We start from the raw sequence: 24,481 nt of genomic DNA on the forward strand, positions 1-24,481 counted from the left end.
TGATCACTCCTGTCTTCTGAAAAATCGCTTATTGCTTCAACCATCTCGCTGCATCCTTGGCGGAATAGGTAATAATCATGTCTGCACCCGCACGTTTCATACTCGTCAAAATCTCCAGCACCATCGCTTTTTCATCAATCCAGCCTTGAAGAGCTGCCGCCTTGACCATGGCATATTCACCGCTGACGTTGTAAGCCACCATAGGCAGATCAAATTGATCCTTAATCGTGCGCATCACGTCTAGGTAAGAAAGAGAGGGCTTCACCATCAGCATATCCGCACCTTCCAGCACGTCGGATTCTGCTTCTCGCAATGCTTCACGTGCATTAGCAGGGTCCATCTGATAGGATTTGCGGTCACCGAATTGCGGTGCAGAATCTGCCGCTTCCCGGAAAGGGCCATAAAAAGCAGACGCATATTTGACGGAATACGACATAATCGGAATATGTGTGAAGCCTTCCTCATCCAGCCCTTGTCGAATCGCCTGTACAAAACCGTCCATCATATTGGATGGCGCGATAATATCAGCGCCCGCTCTGGCTTGAGAAACGGCTGTACGCACCAGCACCTCCAGAGATTCGTCATTAAGCACTTCACCACATACCTCACCATCATGCTCATGCATGTGGACCATGCCGCAGTGCCCATGATCCGTAAACTCGCACAAACAAGTGTCAGCCACAACCAGCAACTCGGGATAACGCGACTTGATCAGACGTGTAGCTTCCTGAACAATACCATCGTCCACAAAAGCCGAAGTCCCCAAGCTATCCTTCGTCTCCGGTATGCCAAACAGGAGCACGGCAGGAATGCCAAGCTCACTAATTTCTTTCAGTTCTTCTTCCAGTTGATCCAGAGAAAAGCGGTACACACCGGGCATGGAGCTAATTTCCTGCTTCACTCCTGTACCGAATGTTACGTAGATCGGCTGGATAAAATCAGCCGGATTCAATACCGTCTCACGCACCATGCTACGGATGGCAGCAGATTGACGCAAACGGCGATGTCTGGTAAAAGGAACACTCATGATTGCAAACCTCCAGTTTTTATACATTCATTTGGTAAAATAAAATTATGATGTCACAGCGCTTGATTGTTTCCAGTCACATAGCGATTGAATCAGGCTTTCAATAGTTGCCTTTTCCGCCATGAAGCTGACGGTCAATCCCGCCTGGGTCGCTGTTTCTCCGGTGAGAGGTCCAATTACAGCGATCGTTACTCCCTCCAGCAGTGCCAACGGATCTTCGACCCCCATCTGCTTGAGTGCTTCCAGAAAAAAGGTGACCGTTGAGGAACTGGTAAAAGTAATCGCATGGATGGCACGTTCCTCAAGCAGCTTGAGCAGTTCATCATCCTGTGCGTTTGCCGCCAGCACGGTTTGATACAAATCGGCCTCAGTCACTTCAAGTCCCAGCTCTCTCAGCTTCTCCGGCAGCCAGGACCGGGCAAGATCTCCTTTTGGCAGAAATACGTTCTGACCTGCCTGCAAATCCTGCTCAAACGCTTCGAGTAAGCCCTCTGCCTGAAAAGGGCCTTCGATCTGCTCCGCTTCAATTCCATGCGTGCGAAGTGCCGCCGCTGTAGCCGGTCCGACTGCGGCAATACGCGCCTTAAACAGCGAACGCACATCCTTGCCTTGTTCCTTCAAATGAGTGAAAAAGTACTCCACTCCGTTAACGCTGGTAAAAAACACCCAGTCGTATTCAGGCAATCGTGCAAACGCCTCAGTAATTTGTCGTTTCGTTGGCTCGTCCGTAGGGACAACCGTCTGGATGACGGGAAATTCATAAGGCTCGCCGCCAAGCTCCTCAATCCGATGAACCAGACTGCTAGCCTGTGCACGTGCACGTGTAACCAAAATCCGCTTGCCAAACAAAGGCATATCTTCAGCCCATTTTAACTGTTCACGCTGATTCACCACTTCTCCGACAACGATGACGGCGGGAGGCTGAAAATTCGCGGCTTTCACCTTGACCTCAATATCTTCCAGCGTACCCACCAGTGTATCCTGCTCCGCACGGGTTCCCCAACGGATCAAAGCAACGGGTGTGCCAGGCGGCTTGCCATGCTTCATCAATTGCTCACTAATATAGCCGATCTTCGCCACACCCATCATAAAGATCAGTGTGCCCGTTGCGTTCGTTACTTTATCCCAATGAATACTCTTGTCGAGTTTGTCCGGACTTTCATGCCCCGTAATGATAGACAGCGATGAGGCCAGATCCCGGTGTGTGACCGGAATGCCCGCATAGGCAGGCACACTGATCGCTGATGTAATGCCGGGTACAATTTCATAGGAAATACCGTGTTTGCGCAGCAGTCCGGCTTCTTCGCCGACCCGCCCAAAAATGGTGGGGTCCCCGCCTTTGAGCCGGACGACCGTTTTTCCTTCCAGAGCCAGATCCACCAGCAGCTGATTGATTTCCTCTTGCTTCATGGTGTGACGATCCGGCAGCTTGCCGACATATATTTTCTGAGCACCTGGCTTCATCAAACCCAAAAGGCGAGGGCTTGCCAGTCTGTCATAGACAATCACATCACCCAGTCGAATGCATTCCCAGCCCTTGACCGTAATCAGTCTTGCGTCTCCGGGTCCTGCGCCTACTAAATAAACCTTTCCCGCCATTCCATCATCCCCTCACCTGCGCCAGAATTTGTTCCGCTCCTTTGGCGATCAAGCTGGCCGCCACCGCTTCTCCCAGCTTTTGCGGATCATTTCCCTGGAGCGTTTCCTTCAAAATAACCGCGCCATCCGGCGATCCTACCATACCCGTGAGGCGGATCTCTTGGCCAGCCCAGACTGCGTGGGCCCCGATTGGCACCTGACATCCCCCATTGAGCACGCCAAGAAAGGTTCGTTCTGCCGCAACTGTAGCCGAGGTATCCCGGTCGTTGTATAGATGCAACAATGTGAGTAGCTCTTCATCATTGGCGCGACATTCAATACCGAGCGCTCCCTGCCCAACTGCCGGCAAGCAGTCTTCCTCCGGTATATAGGACGTAATTCGGTCTTTCCAGCCCATCCGGTGCAAGCCTGCAGCCGCCAAAATGATGGCGTCAAAACCTTCAGTCTCCAGCTTTTTCAGACGGGAATCAATATTACCACGCACAGGCTCCAATTGTAGATCAGGTCGCATGGACTTGATTTGACTGGCCCGACGCAGGCTGCTCGTACCCACTTTTGCCCCTTGAGGCAAATCCTCCAAGCTCTTGGCGCCCAATGTAACGAGGCAATCGCGTGGGTCCTCACGGCGCGGTACAGCGCCGTTGACAAGCCCTTCCGGCAATTCGGACGGCATATCCTTCATACTATGTACTGCCATATCAATCTCACCAGCCAGCATGGCCTGTTCAATCTCTTTGACAAACAGCCCTTTGCCACCCACTTTGGACAAGGTGACATCCAATATTCGATCACCCTTGGTCAGAATTTTCTTCACGACAAACTGTAAATCCAGTCCATGCTCCGCGCACAGCGCGTTCAAATCTTCAATGACATGCCCAGTCTGAGTTAACGCCAGCGCGCTCTGTCTGCTGCCTACCACAATTGTTCGCATGTTATTCCTCCTGATTTTGCGCAATCCATAGGTCTATTTCTTTTTCGGTCCAAGCAATAAATTCATGACGTCGTATTTGATCCAAAATACCGCTACTCGCCAAGCGCCTCAGTAGTTTGGTTCTTTGCTGTGGGGAACTTACAGTACGTTTGATGATCTGTCGCATATCGTGCATGAAATCCAGATATGGCTCGTATTCGCTACCGAACAACGTATCCAAAGTTGATGTAATATCAGCGGTCACAGCGGGACCTGCCCCTTCTGTGGAAATACTAATCGTCAGTCTCCCCCGCCGAATGATACCCGGCGTTATAAAGTCAGCCTCTTCCGATCGATCCGTCACATTTACCAGTATACCCCTTTGTCTGGCCTCATGCGCAACCGCATTGTTCACTTCTCTCCGGTCGGTCGCCGCATATACAAGAAAGGCCCCCTGGAGGTCACCCTCGCGGTATACGCGATTTACCCAGTGGAGCTGCTTATGATCAGCCAGAACCTGTAAATCCGGCGTTATATTCGGACTGATGACGGTAATGAACGCCCCGCTTTCCATCAGTCCCTTTACCTTGCGTTCCGCTATCCTTCCTCCGCCCACAATACAACAAATCTTATTTTTACAATTCAGCGAAATCGGCACAAAATGTTGCAAACGGCCATTCACTCTCCCGTCCACTGATGAAATACAGACCAGGAATTCAGCAAAAAGTTAAGAATCAATAGCGTGTAGCCCACCAATGCCCACTTCGCCATCACAAGGCCCGACTTCTGATTTAATCTTTTGCTCACTAAAAATACAATATACACGCACAGGGCTATCGCTGTCATCAATACTTTCGTATCCAGTAGCAGACGCCAGCGTTCTTCAGCAATAATAGAGATGACGGCAACTACAATGGAGACTCCAAGCAAAGGAGTACCAATCAACAGCGCCATATGGGTGTACCGATCCATCATTTCCAGACTCGGCAGACGCCGGATCGTATCATTCCATTTCTTGACTTTCAATTTACGATGCAGAAACAGATAGAGCCCCGAAAATACAGCCGCTACCGTCATGGCTACAAAGCCAAGATTAGCCAAAGCGATATGGATGAGAAGCAGCCCATGCACCGTATGCCAATTTCCAAGCGGATTATCGGTGGGCTCCATCCATATATTATTGAGCACAAGAACCGCAAAGCTAATAATGTTAAGCAGCAATACCGCAAATTCCGACCGCTGATAGCGTGAGAGAATTAAAGAAATCAGGACCAAAATAAATGAAAACAAAAATAAAAAATCGTAGGTTACGAAAATAGGAAGATGTCCTTCGTTCCAGGTTCTTATCCCCATATATATAAGCTGGAGCACAAGCACGACAGCAAGAAGCCCTGTACCTGTCCGTTTGGCACTCGCATTACGGCGAATGCCATCCGAGAATACAAACAGAAGGCTCAGGGCAAAAACGTAAATCATCGAATCATATATAAGCGTGCTTAAAGCCACGTTCACTCACCCGCCTTTACAGGCCAGCCGGCGCAAACGACGCTGGCGAGGCTTGGGCCTGACCAGATTTTTCATGAATACCGGCCTCCGGTTTCATTAACGCGGATGCATCGCTTTTATCTACTTTCTGAGCGGCGTCCTCCAAACGATCCTCCAGAGCAAAAATGTGGCTAAACAGTTCAAGCGCCTCATCCCCCTGCTTTTGGACAGCCAGTTCCTTCACCGAATTGATCGGATCATGCATCATCTGGTTCAGCATGCTCTTCGTCAAGCGGCTAATCACTTTGCGTTGTCGTTCATCCAACTCGGGAAGCTTGTTGAACAAGCTTTCGAGCGTATCCTGATGCACGGACTCCGCTTTTTCCTGTAAAGCACGAATCACCGGACGCACTCCCATCGTTTTTAACCATTGATAAAACTCGCCAAGTTCTCCTTCGATCATGTGCTCAATTTTGGCAGCCTCGGTACGACGCATTTCCAAATTGCTCTCCACGATGCCTTCCAGATCATCAATATCGTATAGAAAAACATTCTGCAATTCACCAATAGACGGGTCCAAATCACGTGGAACCGCAATATCAATCATAAATAAAGGACGGGACCGACGACGTTTCATACTCGCTTCAACCCGCTCGCGATCCAGAATATATCCTTGTGCACCTGTGGAGCTAATGACAATGTCCACATCCGCCAGCCGATTCATCCCTTCCTCCATCGTGACCGGCGTTCCGTGAAACTTGGAAGCCAAATCTTCCGCTCTGGATAAAGTCCGGTTCGCCACAATGACCTCGGCTGCTCCCCCGCTATACAAATGCTTAACGGTAAGCTCGCTCATTTTACCCGCACCGAGAATCAGCACCTTCTTATCGGTAAACATCCCGAAAATCCGTTTACCCAGCTCAACTGCTGCATAGCTGACGGATACGGCGCTTTCTCCAATGGACGTCTCCGAATGGGCACGCTTGCCCAATGTGACGGCCTGCTTAAACAGCATATTAAACCACGTTGCTGTAATTTTCTGGGATTGAGCCTGAAGAAAAGCGTTCTTCACCTGTCCCAAAATTTGTGTTTCCCCGATTACCATAGAATCCAGACCACAAGTCACACGGAACAAATGCCGGATCGCCTGCTCGTCCTCATATATATATAGATGCTGTGTAAATTGATCGCGAGGAATGCCGAACCATTGCTCCATAAAACTGCGTATAAAATAACCGCACATGTGAAGGCGGTCCACCACGACATATATTTCAGTCCGATTGCAGGTTGCGACAATTACGCCCTCCAACACACTTTTGGTGAGTTTGAGTTGTTCCAGCACTTTTGGCAAATCTTGTTCTGCAAATGTAAAACGCTCTCTGACTTCCACAGGCGCCGTACGATAATTCAACCCAACAACGACGATGTGCATTGCAAATTCACCTGCCTAAACTGTAATAAGAATAACCACTGTTATCATAAACTATGTTAATTATATCACAGAAGTCCGAATCTCCTCCGGCTGTTTTATGAATTGTTTATGAAAATTGGATGGCAAACTCGAACATCCAATACATCTGTATCGTTTGATATAATTTGAGCCACTTTTAAAGCAAATAACCATGGATTAAATCCATGGTTATCATATGGGACGCGCAAATGGCTCCATTGAAAACAATTTATACTCATTCTGTGTGCTTGCACTCCGGTGTCTCTACCTGAAGTTCTTCCAACCCACGAACCAGCTTCTTCGCATATGTCTTTTCCGATAAAGCGCTCTCCATGGACGTCCTTCTTCTTAGATTTCCGGTTGCTCCTCGTCTTCGTCATTCTCAATATAGCTGGAGATGACCGACCATAGCTCGTCCTTACCCATGCCTTCTTCAGATGAAAAGGGGATAAACAAACCCCCGGGAAGTATTCCGAGTTCCTGCTTGATTACTTTATAATGCTTTTCCCGCCGTGTTTTGGGGATTTTATCTGCCTTCGTGCCTACAACGCATACCGGAAGCCCATGATGGCGAAGCCAGTCATGCATCATAATATCATCCTTGGACGGCGGATGGCGCAAATCGACCATTTGAAGCACCAGCTTGAGCGGCTCCCGTTCCAGCAAATACGACTCAATCATTTGTCCCCAGGCTTTGCGAGACGTTTTGGATACCTTTGCGTAGCCATAACCCGGAAAATCGACGAAATAGAGATCATCATTAATCCGGTAATAATTGAGCTGCTGTGTTTTCCCCGGTGTAGAGCTGGTGCGCGCCAAGTTTTTACGACTAATCAACCGATTAATCAGTGACGACTTCCCTACATTGGAACGCCCTGCCAGAGCAATCTCCGGCAAAGCGTCCACAGGGAACTGATCGGGGCCAACCGCGCTAATAATAAATTCTGCTTTTGTTACTTTCATTGTGTCCTTAATTCCTCTCTAATGTACCCTTGCCTGCTCAACCAAAGCATGCTTTAGCACCTGATCCATATGGGCAACGGGAACAAATTCAACATCCTGCCTGATACTGTCGGGAATATCCTTTAAATCCCGTTCATTATCCTTGGGAAGCAGAATTTTTTTATAGCCTGCCCGGTGGGCTGCCAGCGACTTCTCTTTTAATCCACCAATCGGCAGCACACGGCCGCGCAGGGTAATTTCCCCCGTCATAGCCACATCCTTGGATACATGACGGTTGGTCAGAGCTGAAATCAACGCTGTAGCAATGGTAATTCCCGCCGATGGTCCATCCTTCGGAATCGCTCCCTCCGGAATGTGGATATGAATATCATTTTTCTCATAAAAGTCCGTAGCAATGCCCAGCTCAACCGCTTTGGAGCGAGTGTAGCTAAATGCAGCCTGCGCGGATTCCTTCATAACGTCTCCCAGCTTACCTGTAAGAATCAGCTTACCGCTGCCGGGTACGACCGTCACTTCAATCATCAGCGTTTCACCGCCGACCTCTGTCCACGCCAAGCCTGTAACCGTACCAATCTGGTCTTCCAGCTCCGCTACACCGTAACGGAATTTGGCGACGCCTAAATAATCTTTCAGATTGTCCGGTGTAATTTGAATCGGGCCTTCTTCACCGGATACCACTGACTTCGCAGCCTTGCGGCATAAAGAAGCCATTTGCTGTTCGAGATTCCGCACGCCGGATTCACGGGTATATTCACGGATGACACGCAGCAGCGTATCCTCCCCGATGTCCAGTTGCTCCTCTTTTAAGCCGTGCTCTCTCTTCTGCTTGGGCAGTAGATAACGATTGGCGATTTCGAGCTTTTCCAGCTCGGTGTAACCCGGAATGTACAATGTCTCCATTCGGTCCATCAGCGGACGCGGGATGTTGTGCGCAGCATTGGCTGTCGTCACGAACATCACATTGGACAAATCGAAGGGCAGCTCGACAAAATGGTCACTGAACGTATTGTTCTGTTCGGGATCAAGCACCTCCAGCAGTGCTGCCGAAGGGTCACCACGAAAATCCGAAGCCATTTTATCAATCTCATCCAGCAAAAAGACCGGATTAGACGTTCCAGCCGTCTTCATTCCCTGAATGATGCGACCTGGCATCGCGCCTACATAAGTCCGGCGATGACCGCGAATTTCCGCTTCATCCCGCACGCCCCCGAGCGAGATGCGGACAAATTCTCTCCCCATGGACTTCGCGATGGAACGAGCCAGTGAGGTCTTGCCCACCCCCGGTGGACCTACGAGACACAGAATTGGCCCCTTAATGGTCTTCACCAGCTTGCGTACAGCAAGATACTCCAGCACCCGTTCCTTCGGCTTATCCAGTCCATAGTGATCATCATTCAGTATCTCTTCAGCCTTGACGATATCCAGATCATCATCCGTAAACTTGTTCCATGGCAAGCTTAACAGCCAATCGACGTAATTACGGATCACTCCGCCCTCGGCAGAGCTTGCAGGCATCTTCTCCAGACGGTCGATTTCCTTCTCGACCTTCTCCTTCACATGAGCGGGCAGCTCCAGCTCACTTAACTGATTGCGCAGTTCTTCTACTTCTCCTGCGCGACCTTCCTTCTCGCCAAGCTCTTTCTGGATCGCCTTCATTTGCTCACGCAGGTAATACTCCTTCTGCGTTTTCTCCATCTGTTTCTTCACGCGCTGGTTAATTTTACGTTCCAGTTCCAGTACCTCACGCTCGTTATTCAAAATATCCAGAAGCTTCTCCAGACGTTGAGTTACGTCGATCGTCTCCAGAATATCCTGCTTTTCCTTAATTTTGAGCGTAAGATGGCTTGTAATCACGTCAGCCAGCCGTCCGGGCTCCTCAATGTCGGATACCGCTGCGAGAGTTTCAGGAGTTACCTTTTTGGACAAGTTGATATAATGCTCGAACTGAGTCAAAACAGTACGCATGAGCGCATCCGTCTCGGGATGCACGTTTTCTGCCTCATGCAGCTCCTTTGCCAGTACCTCGTAATATTCCTCATTGTCCGTATATTGAATAATCTCGGCACGTTCCAGCCCTTCCACCAGCACCCGAATCGTTCCGTTGGGAAGCTTGAGCATCTGGCGCACTTTGGCCACCGTGCCGACTCGAAAAATATCCTCTTGTGCGGGTTCTTCAATATTCACTTCTGATTGAGAACACAGGAGAATCAAATTATCTTCAACCATCGCTTTTTCCAAAGCCTTGACCGATTTTTCCCGGCCCACATCGAGATGCAGAACCATGCTCGGGTAGACCAGAAGTCCTCTTAAAGGCAGCAAAGGAAAACGACGACCTTTTGTCTTGTTGGGTCCCATCGCTTTCGCACCTCCAGTGATTCTCAGGTTCCGGATTTTACAATCCTTCACGTTGTTATCTTTCATATTTTATCAAATGTTTTATGAAAAAACCAATGAAAGGGTAGTTCATTAGCAAGATCCTGTGTCCGATATCGTCCCGTTATGCGTCCCATCGGCCTGTAACAGGGAAGATTGGGATGGGCGAAAAGTCTCAATTGGCGCGTGCACAGGTAAATCTGGCGTCAATTCCTGTCCAAATACGTGCCGGAATACTTCCGTAACCGACTGCACCGGAATAACTTTCAAGCCTTCAATGCTGTCAAAAAGAGACTGCCAGTTGTCCTGCGGAATGATCACCTTTTTAGCCCCTGCCTGAAAAGCAGCCTCAACCTTGGCTAATACGCCGCCAATCGGTTTAACACGCCCGTGAATGCTAACCTCTCCGGTCATCGCAATTTCGTGATCCACCGGAATTCCCCGCATTGCGGAAGCAATAGCTGTTGCCATCGCAATGCCTGCCGACGGGCCATCTACCGGTGTTCCTCCGGGGAAATTAATATGCAAATCGTAATTCGACGGCGATAAACCGAGTGTACGCAAAACGGTCAATACATTTTCTACAGAGCCTTTGGCCATACTTTTACGCCGTAGCGTACGGGAGCCACCGCCAATTTCTTCCTCATCAACCACACCCGTAATATTATAGGTTCCCTTTCCCGCAGGAACCGGAACTGCTGTAACCTCAATCTCCAGCAGCATGCCCATATTCGGGCCATACACAGCCAAACCGTTAACAAATCCGATTTGTGGAATACCTGGTATTTTCCGGTCAGGACGCGGTTGAATTTGGCTGCTGCCTGCTACCCATTCCACATCCGAAGCGTTTAGACGTTCCCGTTTCTCCGTGAGTGCCAATCCAGCAGCAAGCTGAATCATATTGACGGCCTCCCGGCCATTTGTGGCGTAACGCTGTACAACTTCAACCGCCTCCGGGCAAGGACCGAAGCCCAGCTTGTGGACGGCATCCTCAGCAATACGAGCAATTTCCTGCGGCTGGAGAGCACGGAAAAAAATTTCCATGCACCGGGAACGAATGGCAGGCGGCAGCTCATGCGGCGAACGGGTCGTCGCACCTACCAAACGGAAATCGGCAGGCAAACCATTTTGAAAAATATCATGGATATAAGCAGGAGTATTCGAATCCTCCGAGTTGTAGTATGCGCTCTCCAAAAATACTTTACGATCCTCCAATACTTTCAACAGCTTATTCATCTGTGTAGGGTGCAGCTCGCCAATTTCATCAATGAACAGCATGCCACCATGTGCCTTCGTTACAGCTCCGGGCTTGGGCTGCGGAATACCCGCCACCCCCATCGCTCCAGCACCCTGATAAATCGGATCATGCACCGAACCAATCAACGGGTCTGCAATACCCCGCTCGTCAAAACGGGCAGTCGTCGCATCAATCTCCGTGAATTTGGCGTCTCCCTTGAACGGGGAGGACAGGTTTTTCTTAGCCTCTTCCAGCACCACGCGCGCAGCAGCCGTCTTGCCCACTCCTGGTGGGCCATAAATAATAACATGCTGGGGGTTCGCACTGCATAACGCTGCCTTGAGCGCACGCAGTCCGTCCTTCTGACCGACAATATCCTGTAATGTGGCGGGACGAGTGCGTTCAGCCAGCGGTTTGGTTAATGAAATGGAACGCAGTTTGCGCAGTTTATCCAGTTCCTTGCGGGATTCCCGGTCCACTGCGCTGCGGTTCGTCTTCTGACTCCGCAAAAGGTTCCAGAAATACAGACCGATGACAATCCCAAAAAACATTTGCACCAACAACAAAATCATAGTAAAGTCCATCGTATTTCCTCCGTTTCTCATCTCAGCATTTTGAAAAATGCCGCTAAAATGCCGTCTATGAAAAACAGTATTTCCTTTTCCCCAATAGCTAAACGGCAGTCTTCCAAAAGATCAGAGAGAAAATACAAAAACACCGTGAAGAACAGTTCTGTAGCAGAGCTGCCCTCCACGGCATTTAAATGATGGCAATAGAATATGATTATGCCTCTTTATGGGAATCGATTTTGTCTATACCTTCTCGGCTGTATGACGTTCCTCGCGACCCGGAATTTTACCCGTCTCTTCATACGCCTTGACGATGATGTCAATTTCTTTTTTCAATTCGTCAACCATGTCAGCCTCGGGAACTTTGCGAATCATTTTTCCGTAACGGAATAGAAGTCCTTCCCCGCGCGCTCCGGCAATCCCGATGTCGGCTTCCTTGGCTTCCCCCGGGCCGTTCACCGCGCAACCCAGTACCGACACTTTAATCGGCACCTTAATTTTCGCAATATAGTCCTCGACTTCGTTGGCAATTGAGAACAGATCAATATCCAGACGTCCACAAGTCGGACAGGAAATCAAAGTCGCAGCATTCGTGATCAGCCCAAAGGTTTTGAGCAGTTCCCGCGCAACCTTCACTTCTTCCACTGGATCGGCACTCAGCGAAATACGCATGGTCGAGCCAATGCCCGCTGCCAGCAAGGCACCCATTCCCGCTGCACTCTTAACGGTTCCGGTAAAGAGCGTACCCGCTTCGGTAATACCCAAATGTAGCGGATATCTGATGATTTCGGCTGCCTTCGTATAAGCAGCAATCGCCATAGGCACGTCAGATGCTTTCAGCGACACGATAATATCGTGAAAATCAAGCTCTTCCAGTATACCGATATGATACAGTGCGCTTTCCACCATCGCTTCTGGCGTAGGATAGCCGTACTTATCCAGCAAATGCTGTTCCAATGACCCGGCATTCACACCAATCCGAATCGGAATTCCCTTTTCCTTGCATGCCTTAACAACAGCTTCCACTTTTTCGCGACGACCAATGTTGCCGGGATTGATACGAACCTTGTCAATTCCGTTTTCAATCGCCAGCAGAGCCAGCTTGTGATTAAAATGAATATCCGCTACGAGCGGAATATGGATCTGTTTTTTAATTTCCTTAATGGCAGCGGCAGCTTCCTCATTGTTGACGGTGACCCGTACAAGTTGGCAACCCGCCTCTTCCAAACGGAGAATTTCAGCGACGGTAGCTTCCACATCTGCTGTTTTGGTCGTACACATGCTTTGGATGATGACTTCATTGCTGCCGCCAATCGTCAGATTCCCGACTTTAACGGGACGTGTGTCTTGTCTTAAGAACATGTACTTTTCTCTCCCATTAACGCCAAACCTCCACCCCATAAAACCTCATATGGGTTTAGTGAAGTGGAGATCCGGCTTCTCATGTTTTAGAGATCGCGAAGTATCAATCCTTAGGCGCTCTCTTCTTGTTTTTTATCCTTATCTGTACCACCGAGTTCCGGTGCGATTTTATCTTTTACAACCTGCTCATTGATGACGCAAGTCGTGATATCATCACGGGAAGGAACCTCATACATCACATCCAGCATAATGCCTTCAATGATCGCACGAAGACCACGGGCACCCGTGTTACGCTTGATAGCTTCACGGGCAATGGCTTCCAGAGCATCTTGCTTAAACTCCAAAGTAACATTATCCAGTTCAAGCATCTTCTGATACTGCTTGACTAACGCATTTTTCGGCTCAGACAAAATACGAACCAATGTGTTCTCATCAAGCGGCTCCAGCGTAGAAATAACCGGCAAACGTCCTACAAACTCCGGAATCAGACCGAATTTCAAAAGATCTTCAGGCAATACCATAGAAGTATATTCACCCGGTTTCAAATCCTTTTGATCTGTAGTCGCATTAAAACCGATGACTTTCTTGCCAACACGACGTTTGATCATTTGCTCCAGACCGTCAAAGGCACCGCCGCAAATGAACAGGATGTTCGTGGTATCAATTTGAATGAACTCTTGATGAGGATGCTTACGACCACCTTGTGGAGGTACAGAAGCAACCGTGCCTTCCAAAATTTTAAGCAATGCCTGCTGTACACCTTCACCCGATACATCACGTGTAATGGACGGGTTTTCGGATTTGCGGGCTACTTTATCAATTTCGTCGATGTAGATAATGCCGCGTTCAGCTTTTTCCACATCATAATCGGCAGCTTGAATCAATTTCAGCAAAATGTTTTCAACGTCTTCGCCCACATAACCCGCTTCCGTAAGGGAAGTAGCATCTGCGATGGCAAAAGGAACGTTCAAAATTTTAGCCATGGTTTGCGCAAGCAACGTTTTACCTGAACCTGTAGGTCCGAGCATCAAAATGTTACTTTTTTGCAGTTCCACATCATCAATTTTGTTTTGCGTATTAATACGTTTGTAGTGGTTATACACCGCTACGGACAATGATTTTTTCGCTTGATCCTGACCAATTACATATTGATCGAGAATGTCACGGATTTGCATTGGTTTCGGAATGTCTTTCAGATCTACTTCTTCCTCATGACCCAGTTCCTCTTCCACGATTTCCGTGCACAACTCAATGCATTCGTCACATATATATACGCCTGGTCCGGCAACTAGCTTGCGAACCTGATCCTGAGATTTACCGCAGAAGGAACATTTCAGTTGTCCTTTTTCATCATTAAATTTAAACATAGAGCCACCCCTTTACAGATTAATCGGTCTAGACAGCACCTGGTCAATGATACCGTATGCTCTTGCTTCTTCCGCTTCCATGAAGAAATCCCGGTCAGTATCACGTTCGATTTTTTCGAGGGGCTGACCTGTACGCTCTACATAGATTTGATTCAGCTTGGCACGCGTTTTGAGAATCCAGTCCGCATGGATCAGCATATCAGAGGCTTGCCCCTGAATGCCACCCAACGGCTGATGGATCATGACTTCGCTGTTGGTAAGCGCATATCTCTTGCCTGGAGCACCTGCTGTGAGCAGCAAAGAGCCCATACTGGCAGCCATGCCTACACAGATCGTCGATACATCCGGCTTAATGAATTGCATTGTATCATATATACCCATGCCCGCAGTTACAGAACCGCCCGGCGAGTTAATGTACAAATTAATATCCTTCTCCGGATCTTCCGCAGAAAGGAACAATAGCTGTGCAATGACGAGATTGGCGACATCGTCATCAATCGGGCCACTCAGGAAAATGATGCGATCCTTAAGCAACCGCGAGTAAATATCGTAAGATCGTTCTCCTCGATTCGTTTGTTCCACAACCATAGGGACGAGACTCATCACGACCAACCTCTTTTCTTTATTAAAATGAACACCAGTATTCATCCACTTCCTTAAGTCCCATTAAAACGAAAGCAGCAAGCATGAAACGGGAACACCTTACAAAATATTTTAACATGTTCAGAGTCTCGTGTCATATTTGCATCCGCTCATATATGCAGTGCGGGCTGTTATACAACGTACTTAGCCGAGACCTTCTCATATTTAACCATGTTTCGTATGTATGTGCAAATGTACAGCAGTGACTTATGTAGAACCAACAAAGCGCAACTCACAGCACTTTCCATAAACGACTAAAATATGGATTGCCCAAGGTAAAAATAAGGCACGTAACTTTCACTACGTGCCTTATCCCTATCTAATTGCTACGTTGCAGCCTGTTCGGCATACCCCGTATATTTCATCGTTTGAATTACTCGGCAGCTTCAGCTGGCGCTTCAACTTCTTTGCTGTTTTCCAACAACAAAGCGATCGTTTTGCGCAGTGAAATTTCTTCTTTCAGGTTTGCGAACGAGCCGTTACCTTCCAGAATACCGCGAATTTCTTCAACCGAACGTTTGTAAGCTTCAGCCATGTTTTTCAGCTCTTCATCAATTTCCGCTTCGGAAACTTCGATGTTTTCCGCTTTAGCCACTTGCTCCAGCACGAGGTTGTTGCGTACACGCTTCTCAGCATCCACTTTCATTTGCGCTTCCAGATCTTCCTGGCTTTGGCCGGAGAATCCGAGGAACATTTCAAGATTCATACCTTGGCTGCGCAGACGGTTGTCGAAATCGCGAACCATGTTTTGCACTTCACTTTTGATCATCGCTTCAGGAATGTCGATTGTTGCGTTCTCAGCAACCTTCTCCACTACCGCACCCTCACGGGCAGCTTTAGCTTCGTTTTCCTTACGCTCCAGCAGTTGCTTTTTCAAGTCTTCCTTGAATTCAGCCAATGTGTCAAATTCGCTTACGTCTTTAGCAAATTCATCATCCAGCTCAGGAAGAACTTTGCGTTTCAGTTCATGAATCTTCACTTTGAAGACTGCTTGTTTGCCAGCGAGATCAGCAGAATGGTAGTTCTCAGGGAACGTTACTTCAACGTCCTTGGAATCGCCTGTGTGCAAACCGATCACTTGCTCTTCAAAGCCAGGAATGAACGTATTGGAGCCGAGCTCCAGAGAATACTTTTCAGCTTGTCCGCCTTCGAATGGAACGCCATCCACGGAACCGTCAAAGTCGATAATAGCCGTATCGCCGGATTGTGCAGCATCTTCATCAACGACAACCAGCTCGGCATGACGTTGTTGCAAACGCTCCAGCTCTTGAGCCAGTTCTTCGTCGGTTACTTCGAGTTTGCTTACAGGCACTTCTACACCTTTGTATTCACCCAAAGTCACTTCAGGCTTAACAGTAACCTTGGCTTTGAATTTGAAGGATTCGCCTTTAGCGAATTGATCAATTTCAACGTCAGGGCTGTCTACCGGGAAAATATCCGTTTTTTCTACAGCTTGGCTGTAGGCTTCTGGCAGCAGGAAGTCAATTGCATCCTGATACAAGCTTTCAATACCATAACGCTTTTCAAAAATAGGACGTGGTACTTTACCTTTACGGAATCCTGGTACACTTACTTGTTTAGCCACTTTATTAAAAGCTTTGTCGAGTGCAGCGGCTACACGATCCGCGTCAACCTCAACTTCAAGAACCCCAAGGTTCTTCTCTATTTTCTCCCAAGTTGCTTTCATTTTATGCTTTCCCCTCCAACAAAATCTTCACTTAGTTTTCATACGATCAACGCACACAAAATAACCACTATAGTATATCTAACATTACTATCTTTTTCAAGGGCAGCCCCTTGAATGCTTCACAGGTAAACGTTTCCGGCCGTTATGGAGTGTTCATTCCCGCCGCTACGAATAGACGCATCGACCGATATACCTGCTCAAAACGGAAGCGCAATGCATCGGTAATGCCATATGTAGCACGGGTTTCTTCCTCATCCTTGTTGCCGCTTAGACTCTCCGATACCGTCTGATGGAGTGCTGCCGCCCAAATATCCGGCATCCCGTCCTCCTCCACCAGCATTGACCTGTAATCTTTCGTACCGTACACCGCCATCACAAACTGCGACCATAGTTCCTGCGCAAAATAGAACAGCGTAGGCTCATGCACTTCAGTCTGATCGGCCACTCGCTCCAGAATACGCATAATCGGTTCAGGAAATTCATCCGGCCGCAACGGAATAGACTCAATCTCGATTTCTGCCTTCTCATCTCCCCGGCTGATTTCGATCGTCCCTTCCATTCCGCGTCGTCGTAGTGTCTGCAAAACACGGAATTGAAGCAGAGGGTGGATTTCCCGTTCCTTAATCCATTTAAGCAGCGCATCGTCGATTTCCGGCAGATCCAGATAAGACAGTTGTTCCAGCGCTAAAATCGTCTGTTCCGACAACGGTTCATCCATAGCCATACGTAGCAACTTGTTGCCGTAGCCTGCATCCTGCTCCTGCTTGAAGCGCGCATTTCGGCGGGCCAGCTCTGCTTCACTGACCTCATCTTCTTCCGTAGCGTCCGTTTCCGCCCCTCTGTCGGCATATTGTGGAAAAGCGGCTTCCAGCCATTGTGAAAGGGCATCCCACTCTTCGTATTGCTTCTGTTCCTGTCCCTGGCATTGCATCAAAAAACGCAGCATCTCCATCGCCTCTCCGTAACGTTCGTTTTCAAGCATTACAGTGAGTTGAATTTGATAGTAATCCAGTGTCTTCGGAAACAAAACAATATTATTTTCTTTTGTCGTCACCTTGGAGTCCTTTATTCAAGGCACCCCCTCTCCACCGCAAGCTAAAGTATTTGTAGATTATATGAGAAACAGCGGCCGAAGTCCAACCTCTCGTCTTCCACATATTCACCTGTATTCTAACATACCCTTTTATGAGGCAAAAAAAACGATAGCTACTTTGATTTTTATGCTAAAGAAAGCCTGAATACCGGATATATGCGAAATAAAGCTTGAATCTTTTTTATCCATGTGATATATTAATCTTCGCTTGAATTTTATGTCCCAGTAGCTCAGCTGGATAGAGCAACGGCCTTCTAAGCCGTCGGTCGGGGGTTCGAATCCCTCCTGGGACGTTATCGTGAGAAGCTTCCGTAAGGGAGCTTTTTTTCGTTTTACCGCCGAGCATGAACTGAACGAAGTGCCACAGAAATAAAGCAGTATGCTTACATGTTTGGTACGGCAAGGGAGAATTAATAAATGAAAATCATATCATGGAATGTCAATGGTTTAAGAGCTTGTGTGACCAAAGGATTTTATACCTATGTAAAAGAAACAGATGCCGATATATTTTGCGTGCAGGAGACCAAGCTTCAAGAGGGACAAATTGTCATGGAGAACATGGAGGAATACACGCAGTATTGGAATTATGCCGAGAAAAAAGGATATTCTGGCACCGCTATTTTCACCAAAATCAAACCGCTTTCCGTACATTATGGCCTGGAGGAAAATGAAGAGCCGGAAGGTAGAACCATTACTCTGGAATTTGAGAAGTTCTATCTGGTCAATGTGTACACTCCGAATACCAAACGGGATTTGTCCAGACTGCCTTACAGACTGGAATGGGAAGACCGATTCCGCAGCTATCTGCAACAGTTGGATACATTGAAGCCTGTCATTGTTTGCGGCGATTTGAACGTGGCTCATCAGGAAATTGACCTAAAAAATGCGAAAGCCAACCACGGAAATGCCGGATTTACGCCTGAGGAACGTGACAGAATGTCGCAGTTGCTGAGCGCTGGATTTATAGATACTTTTAGACACTTTTATCCCGACCGAACGGATGTTTATTCCTGGTGGTCCTACATGCCGAAGGTGAGAGAACGGAATATCGGCTGGCGAATCGACTACTTTCTCGTCTCGGACAGACTTCGCCCGTTGTTGTCAGATGCGAAGATTGATTGCCATATTACAGGCAGCGATCACTGTCCCGTTATACTAGAATTGCAGGATATTTCAGCATAATTTCTCTTTACACTATGACAAAGGCCGCTCTGCAAAGAGCAGCCTTCTTTTTCACGGTTACAACACTCATTTGTAGGCCATCGTCGCATTCACGGCCTTTTTCCAGCCCTCATACAAACTGCTGCGCGTTTCTTCATCCATAGCGGGGTCAAAAGACCGCTCCACCCTCACACGCTTGCGCAGCTCATCCATGCTCTTCCAATATCCAATCGCCAAACCTGCCAGACATGCGGCTCCGAGTGCCGTCGTCTCATGGATCACAGGCCGTTCTACTGTGGCATCCAGAATATCGCTCTGGAATTGCATCAGAAAATTGTTCAGCACGGCTCCCCCATCCACCCGCAACGTCTTCACGGCAATACCGGAGTCAATTTCCATCGCGGCAAGTACGTCTTTTGTCTGGTAAGCAAGTGCCTCCAGTGTTGCGCGGATAAAATGCTCCTTTGTCGTGCCACGTGTCAGGCCAAACATCGCTCCACGCACCTCGCTATCCCAGTATGGACTGCCCAAGCCGACAAAAGCTGGTACCAGATACACCCCTTCCGAAGAGGGAACGCGGGCTGCATAGGCTTCACTGTCTTTGGCTTCACGGAACATGCGCAGACCGTCACGAAGCCACTGGATCGCCGAACCCGCTACAAAGACACTCCCCTCCAGCGCATATTGCACCTTGCCTTCCTCCAGCCCCCAAGCGATGGTCGTAATAAGTCCGTGCTTGGACTCAACGGGTTGATCGCCCGTGTTCATCAGCATGAAGCAACCTGTGCCGTAAGTATTCTTGATCATCCCTTTTTCGTAACAAGCCTGACCAAATAGAGCCGCCTGCTGGTCACCCGCTGCGCCTGCAATCGGTATATTTTGACCAAAGAAATGATAATCCACCGTATGCGCATATACCTCGGAAGAAGGCCGTACCTCAGGCAGCATGTTTTTTGGCACACCGAGAATGTCCAGCAGTTCTTCGTCCCACTTTAGCTCATAAATGTTATACATCAGTGTTCTGGCTGCGTTGGAATAGTCGGTCACATGCGCCTTGCCGCCGGACAGCTTCCAGATCAGCCACGAATCAATCGTACCGAACAGTAAGTCGCCTCGTCCCGCCTTTTCGCGCGCACCTTCTACATGATCCAGTATCCACTTCACTTTTGTGCCTGAGAAATACGGGTCAATCAACAGCCCTGTTTTACTGTGGAATAGCTCCTCATGCCCTTGCTGCTTCAGTTCTTCGCAGATCTCGGAGGTTTGGCGCGACTGCCATACAAGTACGTTATACACAGGCAGTCCTGTATTTTTGTCCCACACGGCTACCGACTCACGCTGATTGGTAATGCCGATAGCGGCAATTTGGTTCGCTTTTACACCGGATTCAGATAGGCAGGATGCAATGACCCCAAGAATGGAGCTCCAGATTTCATTCGCATTCTGTTCTACCCAGCCGGGATGAGGAAAGTATTGCGGGAACTCTCGCTGAGCCGAGTACACCACATCCCCTTTACTGTTAAACAAAATCGCTCTTGAGCTTGTCGTTCCCTGATCCAGTGACAAAATATATTTTTCCATCGTTGATCTCTCCCCCTGTAATCCGCTCATTTTATGCTGTTATTTTATTAGCTTTATCACTTTTATAAGTACGACTGAAACGAAAGGTAACCATAAGCACTACTACAATCATACCCAGCACAATCCAGAAAGCTGGAGTCATATTCCCTTTAAATACGGTCTGGTAAAACAATCCTCCGAAAGAGCCCCCCAGCAACGGACCTACAATGGGCACCCAGGCATATTTCCAGTTAGATGTGCCTTTACCGGGAATCGGAAGCAACCAGTGCACAAGACGCGGGCCCAAATCTCTAGCCGGATTAATAGCATAACCTGTCGTCCCGCCGAGGGACAAGCCGATGCTGACAACCAGAAAACCCACAATGAGTGGATTCAGTCCCTCAGTGAAAGAGTTGGCACCGAATGACTGCAAAGCAAGAACAAAGATGAAAGTACCTATCATTTCACTAAGCACGTTGGCGAACGGATGATCAATAGCCGGTCCTGTAGCAAATACACTGAGTTTGGTTGCTGTGTCCTCCGTCTCTTTCCAGTGGGGCAAATAATGCAAAACCACAATCACGGCACCCGCCATGGCCCCAAGAAGCTGAGCTGCAATATAGCCCGGAACATCCCTCCACGGAAAAGCTCCCTGAAATGCAAGCGCCAGCGTCACCGCCGGATTTAAGTGTGCTCCGCTGATCCGACCAACCGCATATACCGCAACGGCGACCGCGAGCCCCCACCCGAATCCGATCACTATCCAGCCAGAGCCATGGGCAAATGATTTTTTCAGGGACACCCCTGCGCACACTCCGCCACCTAGAGCAATAAGGATCATCGTCCCTATGAATTCGGCTGCGTATGGCGACATACAACCTACCTCCTCAATAGATCAACCGATTTTCAATCGCTTTCACCGCGCACAAAAAAAGAAAAGCCATCACAAACCGCCCCTGTGCTCTTGCATGGGATGTCTGCGTGGCTCTCTTGTCTCCGTCACGATTATTAACTTAAATTTGATATTATATAAGCATGTAAGCGATGTCAACTGCGGATTTACGTTTTTCATATCCTAAAATAATCGTTGACCATGTCAGATTCCCCGATTTATGATGTAAAAAAATGGGCGAAAATAAGGATTTCAGGATGGATACGACGCTCCCAACCTCGACGAAGAAGGGAAGAATGTTATGCTGAAATTTCTGCAAAAAATCGGCAAATCGTTAATGCTTCCAGTAGCCACACTACCCGCCGCAGGGATTTTGCAAGGATTGGCTCTGATTAACTATGAAACGGATATACCGCTTGGTCCCGGAGTGGGTGGATTTCTGAATCATTATGTCACTCCTTTTCTGAACGAGGGGGCGGGTGCCATCTTTGGCAACCTGGCGTTAATTTTCGCCATCGGTGTTGCCATAGGCCTGGCCGGGGATGCGGTAGCTGCACTATCGGCAGTCATTGCCTACATGGTGCTGACCCGCATTTTGGCGGCAGTACCGGGCATATTTGCATACATTCCGGATGACGTCAAGCTGGACATGGGCGTACTGGGTGGTATTTTTATCGGTGGATGGTCTGCCTTCCTGTTCAAAAAATATCACAACATCCAGCTTCCGGATTGGCTCGGTTTCTTCTCGGGCAAACGTTTCGTCCCTATGATCACGGCCTTCACGACCATGATTCTGGCCATTCTGCTTGGTATGATCTGGAGTCCGATACAAGATGGGATTGCAGCCTTCGGCAACTGGATTGTCGGCTTTGGCGGAATCGGGTCGATGGTATTCATGATCGCTAATCGGCTGCTGATTCCGCTCGGTCTGCACCATGTACTAAACTCTATCGCGTGGTTTCAGATTGGAGACTACACCAATGCGGCAGGTGAGGTCGTTCATGGTGACCTGACGCGTTTCTTCGCAGGCGATAAATCGGCAGGAATGTTTATGTCCGGCTTCTTCCCCATTATGATGTTCGCTCTGCCTGCGGCTGCCCTCGCGTTTATTCATACAGCCAAACCGGAAAAACGTAAAGCGGTCGCTTCCATCTTCATCGGTTCTGCGCTGGCATCGTTCCTGACAGGAATTACCGAGCCCCTCGAATTTTCATTTATGTTCATTGCACCATTGCTTTACGGCGTTCATGCTCTGCTGACAGGTCTGAGTGGCCTGTTCGTGTACCTACTGGATGTCAAGCTCGGCTTTTCTTTTTCAGCAGGACTCATTGACTATCTGGTCAATATGAAGCTTTCCACCCACCCATTGCGAATGATCCCGGTCGGGCTTGCCTTTGCTGTCGTATATTACTTCCTGTTCCGATTCATCATTCTCAAATTCAACCTAAAAACTCCTGGACGTGAAGACGATGCAGAAGACAGCCTCCTGTCTGACACTAACAAATCCGTACCCAGCGAAAAGGCGGGTGCCGCATCTGACAGTCAGTCCAGTCATGCAGTCAAGGTGCTGACCTATCTCGGCGGTTCAGACAATATCCAAAGCATCGATGCGTGCATCACACGGCTGCGTCTCGTCGTCAAAGACGACAAAGCGGTTAACGACCAAGCTCTCAAGCAGCTCGGAGCGTCGGGAGTCATCAGGCTTGGCAGCGGTACGGTACAGGTTATTTTCGGTACGCGATCCGAAATTCTGAAAGATGAAATACAGCGGTTGATGTAAGTAAAAGGGTATCTCTTCAATCATCGAGATACCCTTTATGATTGCCATCAATCTGCCAATAACTTGGATACGCCTAAATTATGGTGTCATATACACGTTGTTACATGTATTTTTTTCTTTAAGCACTTATCTTAGTGATTGGTGCTGTGCGCTCTTTTTTGTTTTAAGAATAACCGTTCACGACATACCTTTACCTTTATCTGCGCAAAGGCATAGACGACGCCGAAGGAGCAGGCCACAGTTGCCAGATAAACCAAAAGCAGCGCCATAAATAAAGGAAGCTGACTTATCAAGTCACCGAACAAGCGCAGCACGATGACCAGAATGAATACGTTCGCTGTAAAGGCCCGGTACGCGTAGGTCGAGAACCATTTGTAATAGGGAAGTGAACGGGAATTCACGCTGATCAAATGCCTTGCCAGCATGTAAATCAGGAAAATCACTACCAAACTGTACAAGGTCATGGACGGCTTCAGATAAATCAGATTGCCAAATGACATATCCTCGAATCCAAAGCTGAAAAATTCGCGATTTGTCCAAATGAGAATAAGCAGCATTACCGGAATGAGTACGAACTGAATCCGTCGAAGCACCCCGTCGAATTGTTCCTTATATACCCAAGCGATTCCGCCTAGTAGAGCATAAATAAAATAACTGACGAAAAAGCGGTCAAGGTATAGCAGACTGGACGCATAAGGACCTTGGAATACAAAGGTATAATACATCCATACCCAGGCTCCGAAGATCATGAAGCTCACAATAAGCAGCGGAATGACCCGCAAAGGCTTAGCCAGGTACTTGTAGCAGACGAAAATAATGACTGGCATCAGCAATTGAAATTGCAGCATCATCACCGTGTACCAATACTGCGGTGATGAATTACCGAGCACATAAGACTCAATGAGCGTCCAAAACGAAGTAACGTGTTGATTAACCTGTATGTGTGGGAAGAAGAGCAAGCTGGCTGACGCCCACAGAAAATAAGGAATCACGAGCTCGCTGAATTTTTCCTTGTAAAAATGTGATACCCTGGTATGCTGATTATTCATCACCATTCCATACACGATGGCAAAAATAAAGACTGGTGCGGTATATTTCACTAAATTATAAATAACGCCTAGTAAGGCCAGATCCGCGTTATTATGGGCATACTTCAGTAACATTCCCAGAACGCTTTGCAGGATGGCTCCGCTGACGGCAAACACCTTTAAGATGTCACTTTCATTAATATTAACTTTTTGGCCTGTAGTGTTTTCCATAATACGCACTTCCCCTTTGAGAGCTGATGTTGGCATACGTCAAATGGTCGTGCATTCCTCCCTTT

The 24,481-nt window shown here is 48.2% G+C and carries 19 protein-coding genes, 1 tRNA gene and 1 pseudogene; 3 read left to right on the top strand and 18 right to left on the bottom strand.

Features of this window, described 5'->3' with window-relative positions:
* Nucleotides 1-28: 28 nt before the first annotated feature.
* The 15 genes and pseudogenes from hemB to AC0WRU_RS18885 form a co-directional block, all read right to left on the bottom strand.
* On the bottom strand, nucleotides 29-1,027 hold the full coding sequence (gene hemB / locus AC0WRU_RS18815) for a porphobilinogen synthase (protein WP_476125909.1): 999 nt from the start codon (nucleotides 1,025-1,027) through the stop codon (nucleotides 29-31).
* Nucleotides 1,028-1,072: 45 nt separating this feature from the next.
* Complete coding sequence (gene cobA, locus AC0WRU_RS18820; protein ID WP_476125910.1) at nucleotides 1,073-2,626, bottom strand: uroporphyrinogen-III C-methyltransferase; 1,554 nt, start codon at nucleotides 2,624-2,626, stop codon at nucleotides 1,073-1,075.
* A 4-nt stretch (nucleotides 2,627-2,630) separates the two neighbouring features.
* Nucleotides 2,631-3,557 (bottom strand): hydroxymethylbilane synthase, encoded by a 927-nt coding sequence (gene hemC, locus AC0WRU_RS18825; RefSeq protein WP_476125911.1) that lies wholly within the window; start codon nucleotides 3,555-3,557, stop codon nucleotides 2,631-2,633.
* 1 nt (nucleotide 3,558) lies between these two features.
* The gene (locus AC0WRU_RS18830) at nucleotides 3,559-4,206 is read right to left on the bottom strand and encodes a precorrin-2 dehydrogenase/sirohydrochlorin ferrochelatase family protein (protein ID WP_476125912.1); all 648 of its coding nucleotides are present in this window, start codon (nucleotides 4,204-4,206) and stop codon (nucleotides 3,559-3,561) included.
* 8 nt (nucleotides 4,207-4,214) lie between these two features.
* The gene (gene ccsA / locus AC0WRU_RS18835) at nucleotides 4,215-5,042 is read right to left on the bottom strand and encodes a cytochrome c biogenesis protein CcsA (RefSeq protein ID WP_476125913.1); all 828 of its coding nucleotides are present in this window, start codon (nucleotides 5,040-5,042) and stop codon (nucleotides 4,215-4,217) included.
* Nucleotides 5,043-5,058: 16 nt separating this feature from the next.
* Nucleotides 5,059-6,453, bottom strand: a complete 1,395-nt coding sequence (hemA, locus tag AC0WRU_RS18840) for a glutamyl-tRNA reductase (RefSeq protein ID WP_476125914.1) — start codon at nucleotides 6,451-6,453, stop codon at nucleotides 5,059-5,061.
* A 253-nt stretch (nucleotides 6,454-6,706) separates the two neighbouring features.
* Nucleotides 6,707-6,787: pseudogene (locus AC0WRU_RS18845) on the bottom strand (adenosylmethionine decarboxylase); the annotation flags it as partial.
* A gap of 32 nt (nucleotides 6,788-6,819) precedes the next feature.
* Entirely contained in the window at nucleotides 6,820-7,434 is a 615-nt protein-coding gene (gene yihA, locus AC0WRU_RS18850; RefSeq protein ID WP_014277608.1) for a ribosome biogenesis GTP-binding protein YihA/YsxC, read from the bottom strand.
* A gap of 18 nt (nucleotides 7,435-7,452) precedes the next feature.
* Nucleotides 7,453-9,789: an endopeptidase La gene (gene lon / locus AC0WRU_RS18855; RefSeq protein ID WP_476125915.1), complete on the bottom strand. Its 2,337-nt coding sequence runs from the start codon at nucleotides 9,787-9,789 to the stop codon at nucleotides 7,453-7,455.
* Between the two features lie 111 nt (nucleotides 9,790-9,900).
* Nucleotides 9,901-11,628 (bottom strand): ATP-dependent protease LonB, encoded by a 1,728-nt coding sequence (gene lonB, locus AC0WRU_RS18860; protein ID WP_476125916.1) that lies wholly within the window; start codon nucleotides 11,626-11,628, stop codon nucleotides 9,901-9,903.
* A 228-nt stretch (nucleotides 11,629-11,856) separates the two neighbouring features.
* Nucleotides 11,857-12,975 carry a flavodoxin-dependent (E)-4-hydroxy-3-methylbut-2-enyl-diphosphate synthase gene (gene ispG / locus AC0WRU_RS18865; protein WP_025684003.1) on the bottom strand — a complete coding sequence of 373 codons (1,119 nt, stop codon included), beginning with the start codon at nucleotides 12,973-12,975 and terminating at the stop codon, nucleotides 11,857-11,859.
* Nucleotides 12,976-13,085: 110 nt separating this feature from the next.
* Nucleotides 13,086-14,342, bottom strand: a complete 1,257-nt coding sequence (gene clpX / locus AC0WRU_RS18870) for an ATP-dependent protease ATP-binding subunit ClpX (protein WP_025684004.1) — start codon at nucleotides 14,340-14,342, stop codon at nucleotides 13,086-13,088.
* A 12-nt stretch (nucleotides 14,343-14,354) separates the two neighbouring features.
* Nucleotides 14,355-14,945, bottom strand: a complete 591-nt coding sequence (gene clpP / locus AC0WRU_RS18875) for an ATP-dependent Clp endopeptidase proteolytic subunit ClpP (RefSeq protein ID WP_025684005.1) — start codon at nucleotides 14,943-14,945, stop codon at nucleotides 14,355-14,357.
* Between the two features lie 412 nt (nucleotides 14,946-15,357).
* Nucleotides 15,358-16,671, bottom strand: a complete 1,314-nt coding sequence (gene tig, locus AC0WRU_RS18880) for a trigger factor (protein ID WP_476125917.1) — start codon at nucleotides 16,669-16,671, stop codon at nucleotides 15,358-15,360.
* Between the two features lie 142 nt (nucleotides 16,672-16,813).
* The gene (locus tag AC0WRU_RS18885; RefSeq protein ID WP_476125918.1) at nucleotides 16,814-17,725 is read right to left on the bottom strand and encodes a hypothetical protein; all 912 of its coding nucleotides are present in this window, start codon (nucleotides 17,723-17,725) and stop codon (nucleotides 16,814-16,816) included.
* A 258-nt stretch (nucleotides 17,726-17,983) separates the two neighbouring features.
* Between AC0WRU_RS18885 and AC0WRU_RS18890 the strand changes: the two genes are divergently transcribed.
* Nucleotides 17,984-18,057 (top strand) — tRNA-Arg (locus AC0WRU_RS18890).
* Nucleotides 18,058-18,181: 124 nt separating this feature from the next.
* Nucleotides 18,182-18,946: an exodeoxyribonuclease III gene (locus AC0WRU_RS18895; RefSeq protein ID WP_476125919.1), complete on the top strand. Its 765-nt coding sequence runs from the start codon at nucleotides 18,182-18,184 to the stop codon at nucleotides 18,944-18,946.
* 66 nt (nucleotides 18,947-19,012) lie between these two features.
* Here the strand turns inward: AC0WRU_RS18895 and glpK are convergent, their stop codons facing one another.
* On the bottom strand, nucleotides 19,013-20,506 hold the full coding sequence (gene glpK / locus AC0WRU_RS18900) for a glycerol kinase GlpK (protein WP_476125920.1): 1,494 nt from the start codon (nucleotides 20,504-20,506) through the stop codon (nucleotides 19,013-19,015).
* A 31-nt stretch (nucleotides 20,507-20,537) separates the two neighbouring features.
* Nucleotides 20,538-21,359, bottom strand: coding sequence for an MIP/aquaporin family protein (locus AC0WRU_RS18905; RefSeq protein WP_025684010.1), 822 nt, complete (start codon nucleotides 21,357-21,359; stop codon nucleotides 20,538-20,540).
* Nucleotides 21,360-21,678: 319 nt separating this feature from the next.
* On the opposite strand from AC0WRU_RS18905, the gene AC0WRU_RS18910 reads away from it, so the two are divergent.
* Complete coding sequence (locus AC0WRU_RS18910; protein WP_025684011.1) at nucleotides 21,679-23,157, top strand: PTS transporter subunit EIIC; 1,479 nt, start codon at nucleotides 21,679-21,681, stop codon at nucleotides 23,155-23,157.
* Between the two features lie 131 nt (nucleotides 23,158-23,288).
* On the opposite strand, the gene AC0WRU_RS18915 is transcribed toward AC0WRU_RS18910, so the two are convergent.
* The gene (locus AC0WRU_RS18915) at nucleotides 23,289-24,416 is read right to left on the bottom strand and encodes an acyltransferase family protein (RefSeq protein ID WP_476125921.1); all 1,128 of its coding nucleotides are present in this window, start codon (nucleotides 24,414-24,416) and stop codon (nucleotides 23,289-23,291) included.
* Nucleotides 24,417-24,481: the final 65 nt, after the last annotated feature.

The organism is Paenibacillus sp. 1-8 (assembly GCF_056316205.1).

Excerpts from the sequence above, each read along its gene's own strand:
- hemB (WP_476125909.1), bottom strand. The coding sequence starts at position 1,027 with ATGAGTGTTCCTTTTACCAGACATCGCCGTTTGCGTCAATCTGCTGCC.
- cobA (WP_476125910.1), bottom strand. The coding sequence starts at position 2,626 with ATGGCGGGAAAGGTTTATTTAGTAGGCGCAGGACCCGGAGACGCAAGA.
- hemC (WP_476125911.1), bottom strand. The coding sequence starts at position 3,557 with ATGCGAACAATTGTGGTAGGCAGCAGACAGAGCGCGCTGGCGTTAACT.
- hemA (WP_476125914.1), bottom strand. The coding sequence starts at position 6,453 with ATGCACATCGTCGTTGTTGGGTTGAATTATCGTACGGCGCCTGTGGAA.
- yihA (WP_014277608.1), bottom strand. The coding sequence starts at position 7,434 with ATGAAAGTAACAAAAGCAGAATTTATTATTAGCGCGGTTGGCCCCGAT.
- lon (WP_476125915.1), bottom strand. The coding sequence starts at position 9,789 with ATGGGACCCAACAAGACAAAAGGTCGTCGTTTTCCTTTGCTGCCTTTA.
- lonB (WP_476125916.1), bottom strand. The coding sequence starts at position 11,628 with ATGGACTTTACTATGATTTTGTTGTTGGTGCAAATGTTTTTTGGGATT.
- ispG (WP_025684003.1), bottom strand. The coding sequence starts at position 12,975 with ATGTTCTTAAGACAAGACACACGTCCCGTTAAAGTCGGGAATCTGACG.
- clpX (WP_025684004.1), bottom strand. The coding sequence starts at position 14,342 with ATGTTTAAATTTAATGATGAAAAAGGACAACTGAAATGTTCCTTCTGC.
- clpP (WP_025684005.1), bottom strand. The coding sequence starts at position 14,945 with ATGAGTCTCGTCCCTATGGTTGTGGAACAAACGAATCGAGGAGAACGA.
- tig (WP_476125917.1), bottom strand. The coding sequence starts at position 16,671 with ATGAAAGCAACTTGGGAGAAAATAGAGAAGAACCTTGGGGTTCTTGAA.
- AC0WRU_RS18895 (WP_476125919.1), top strand. The coding sequence starts at position 18,182 with ATGAAAATCATATCATGGAATGTCAATGGTTTAAGAGCTTGTGTGACC.
- glpK (WP_476125920.1), bottom strand. The coding sequence starts at position 20,506 with ATGGAAAAATATATTTTGTCACTGGATCAGGGAACGACAAGCTCAAGA.
- AC0WRU_RS18905 (WP_025684010.1), bottom strand. The coding sequence starts at position 21,359 with ATGTCGCCATACGCAGCCGAATTCATAGGGACGATGATCCTTATTGCT.
- AC0WRU_RS18910 (WP_025684011.1), top strand. The coding sequence starts at position 21,679 with ATGCTGAAATTTCTGCAAAAAATCGGCAAATCGTTAATGCTTCCAGTA.
- AC0WRU_RS18915 (WP_476125921.1), bottom strand. The coding sequence starts at position 24,416 with ATGGAAAACACTACAGGCCAAAAAGTTAATATTAATGAAAGTGACATC.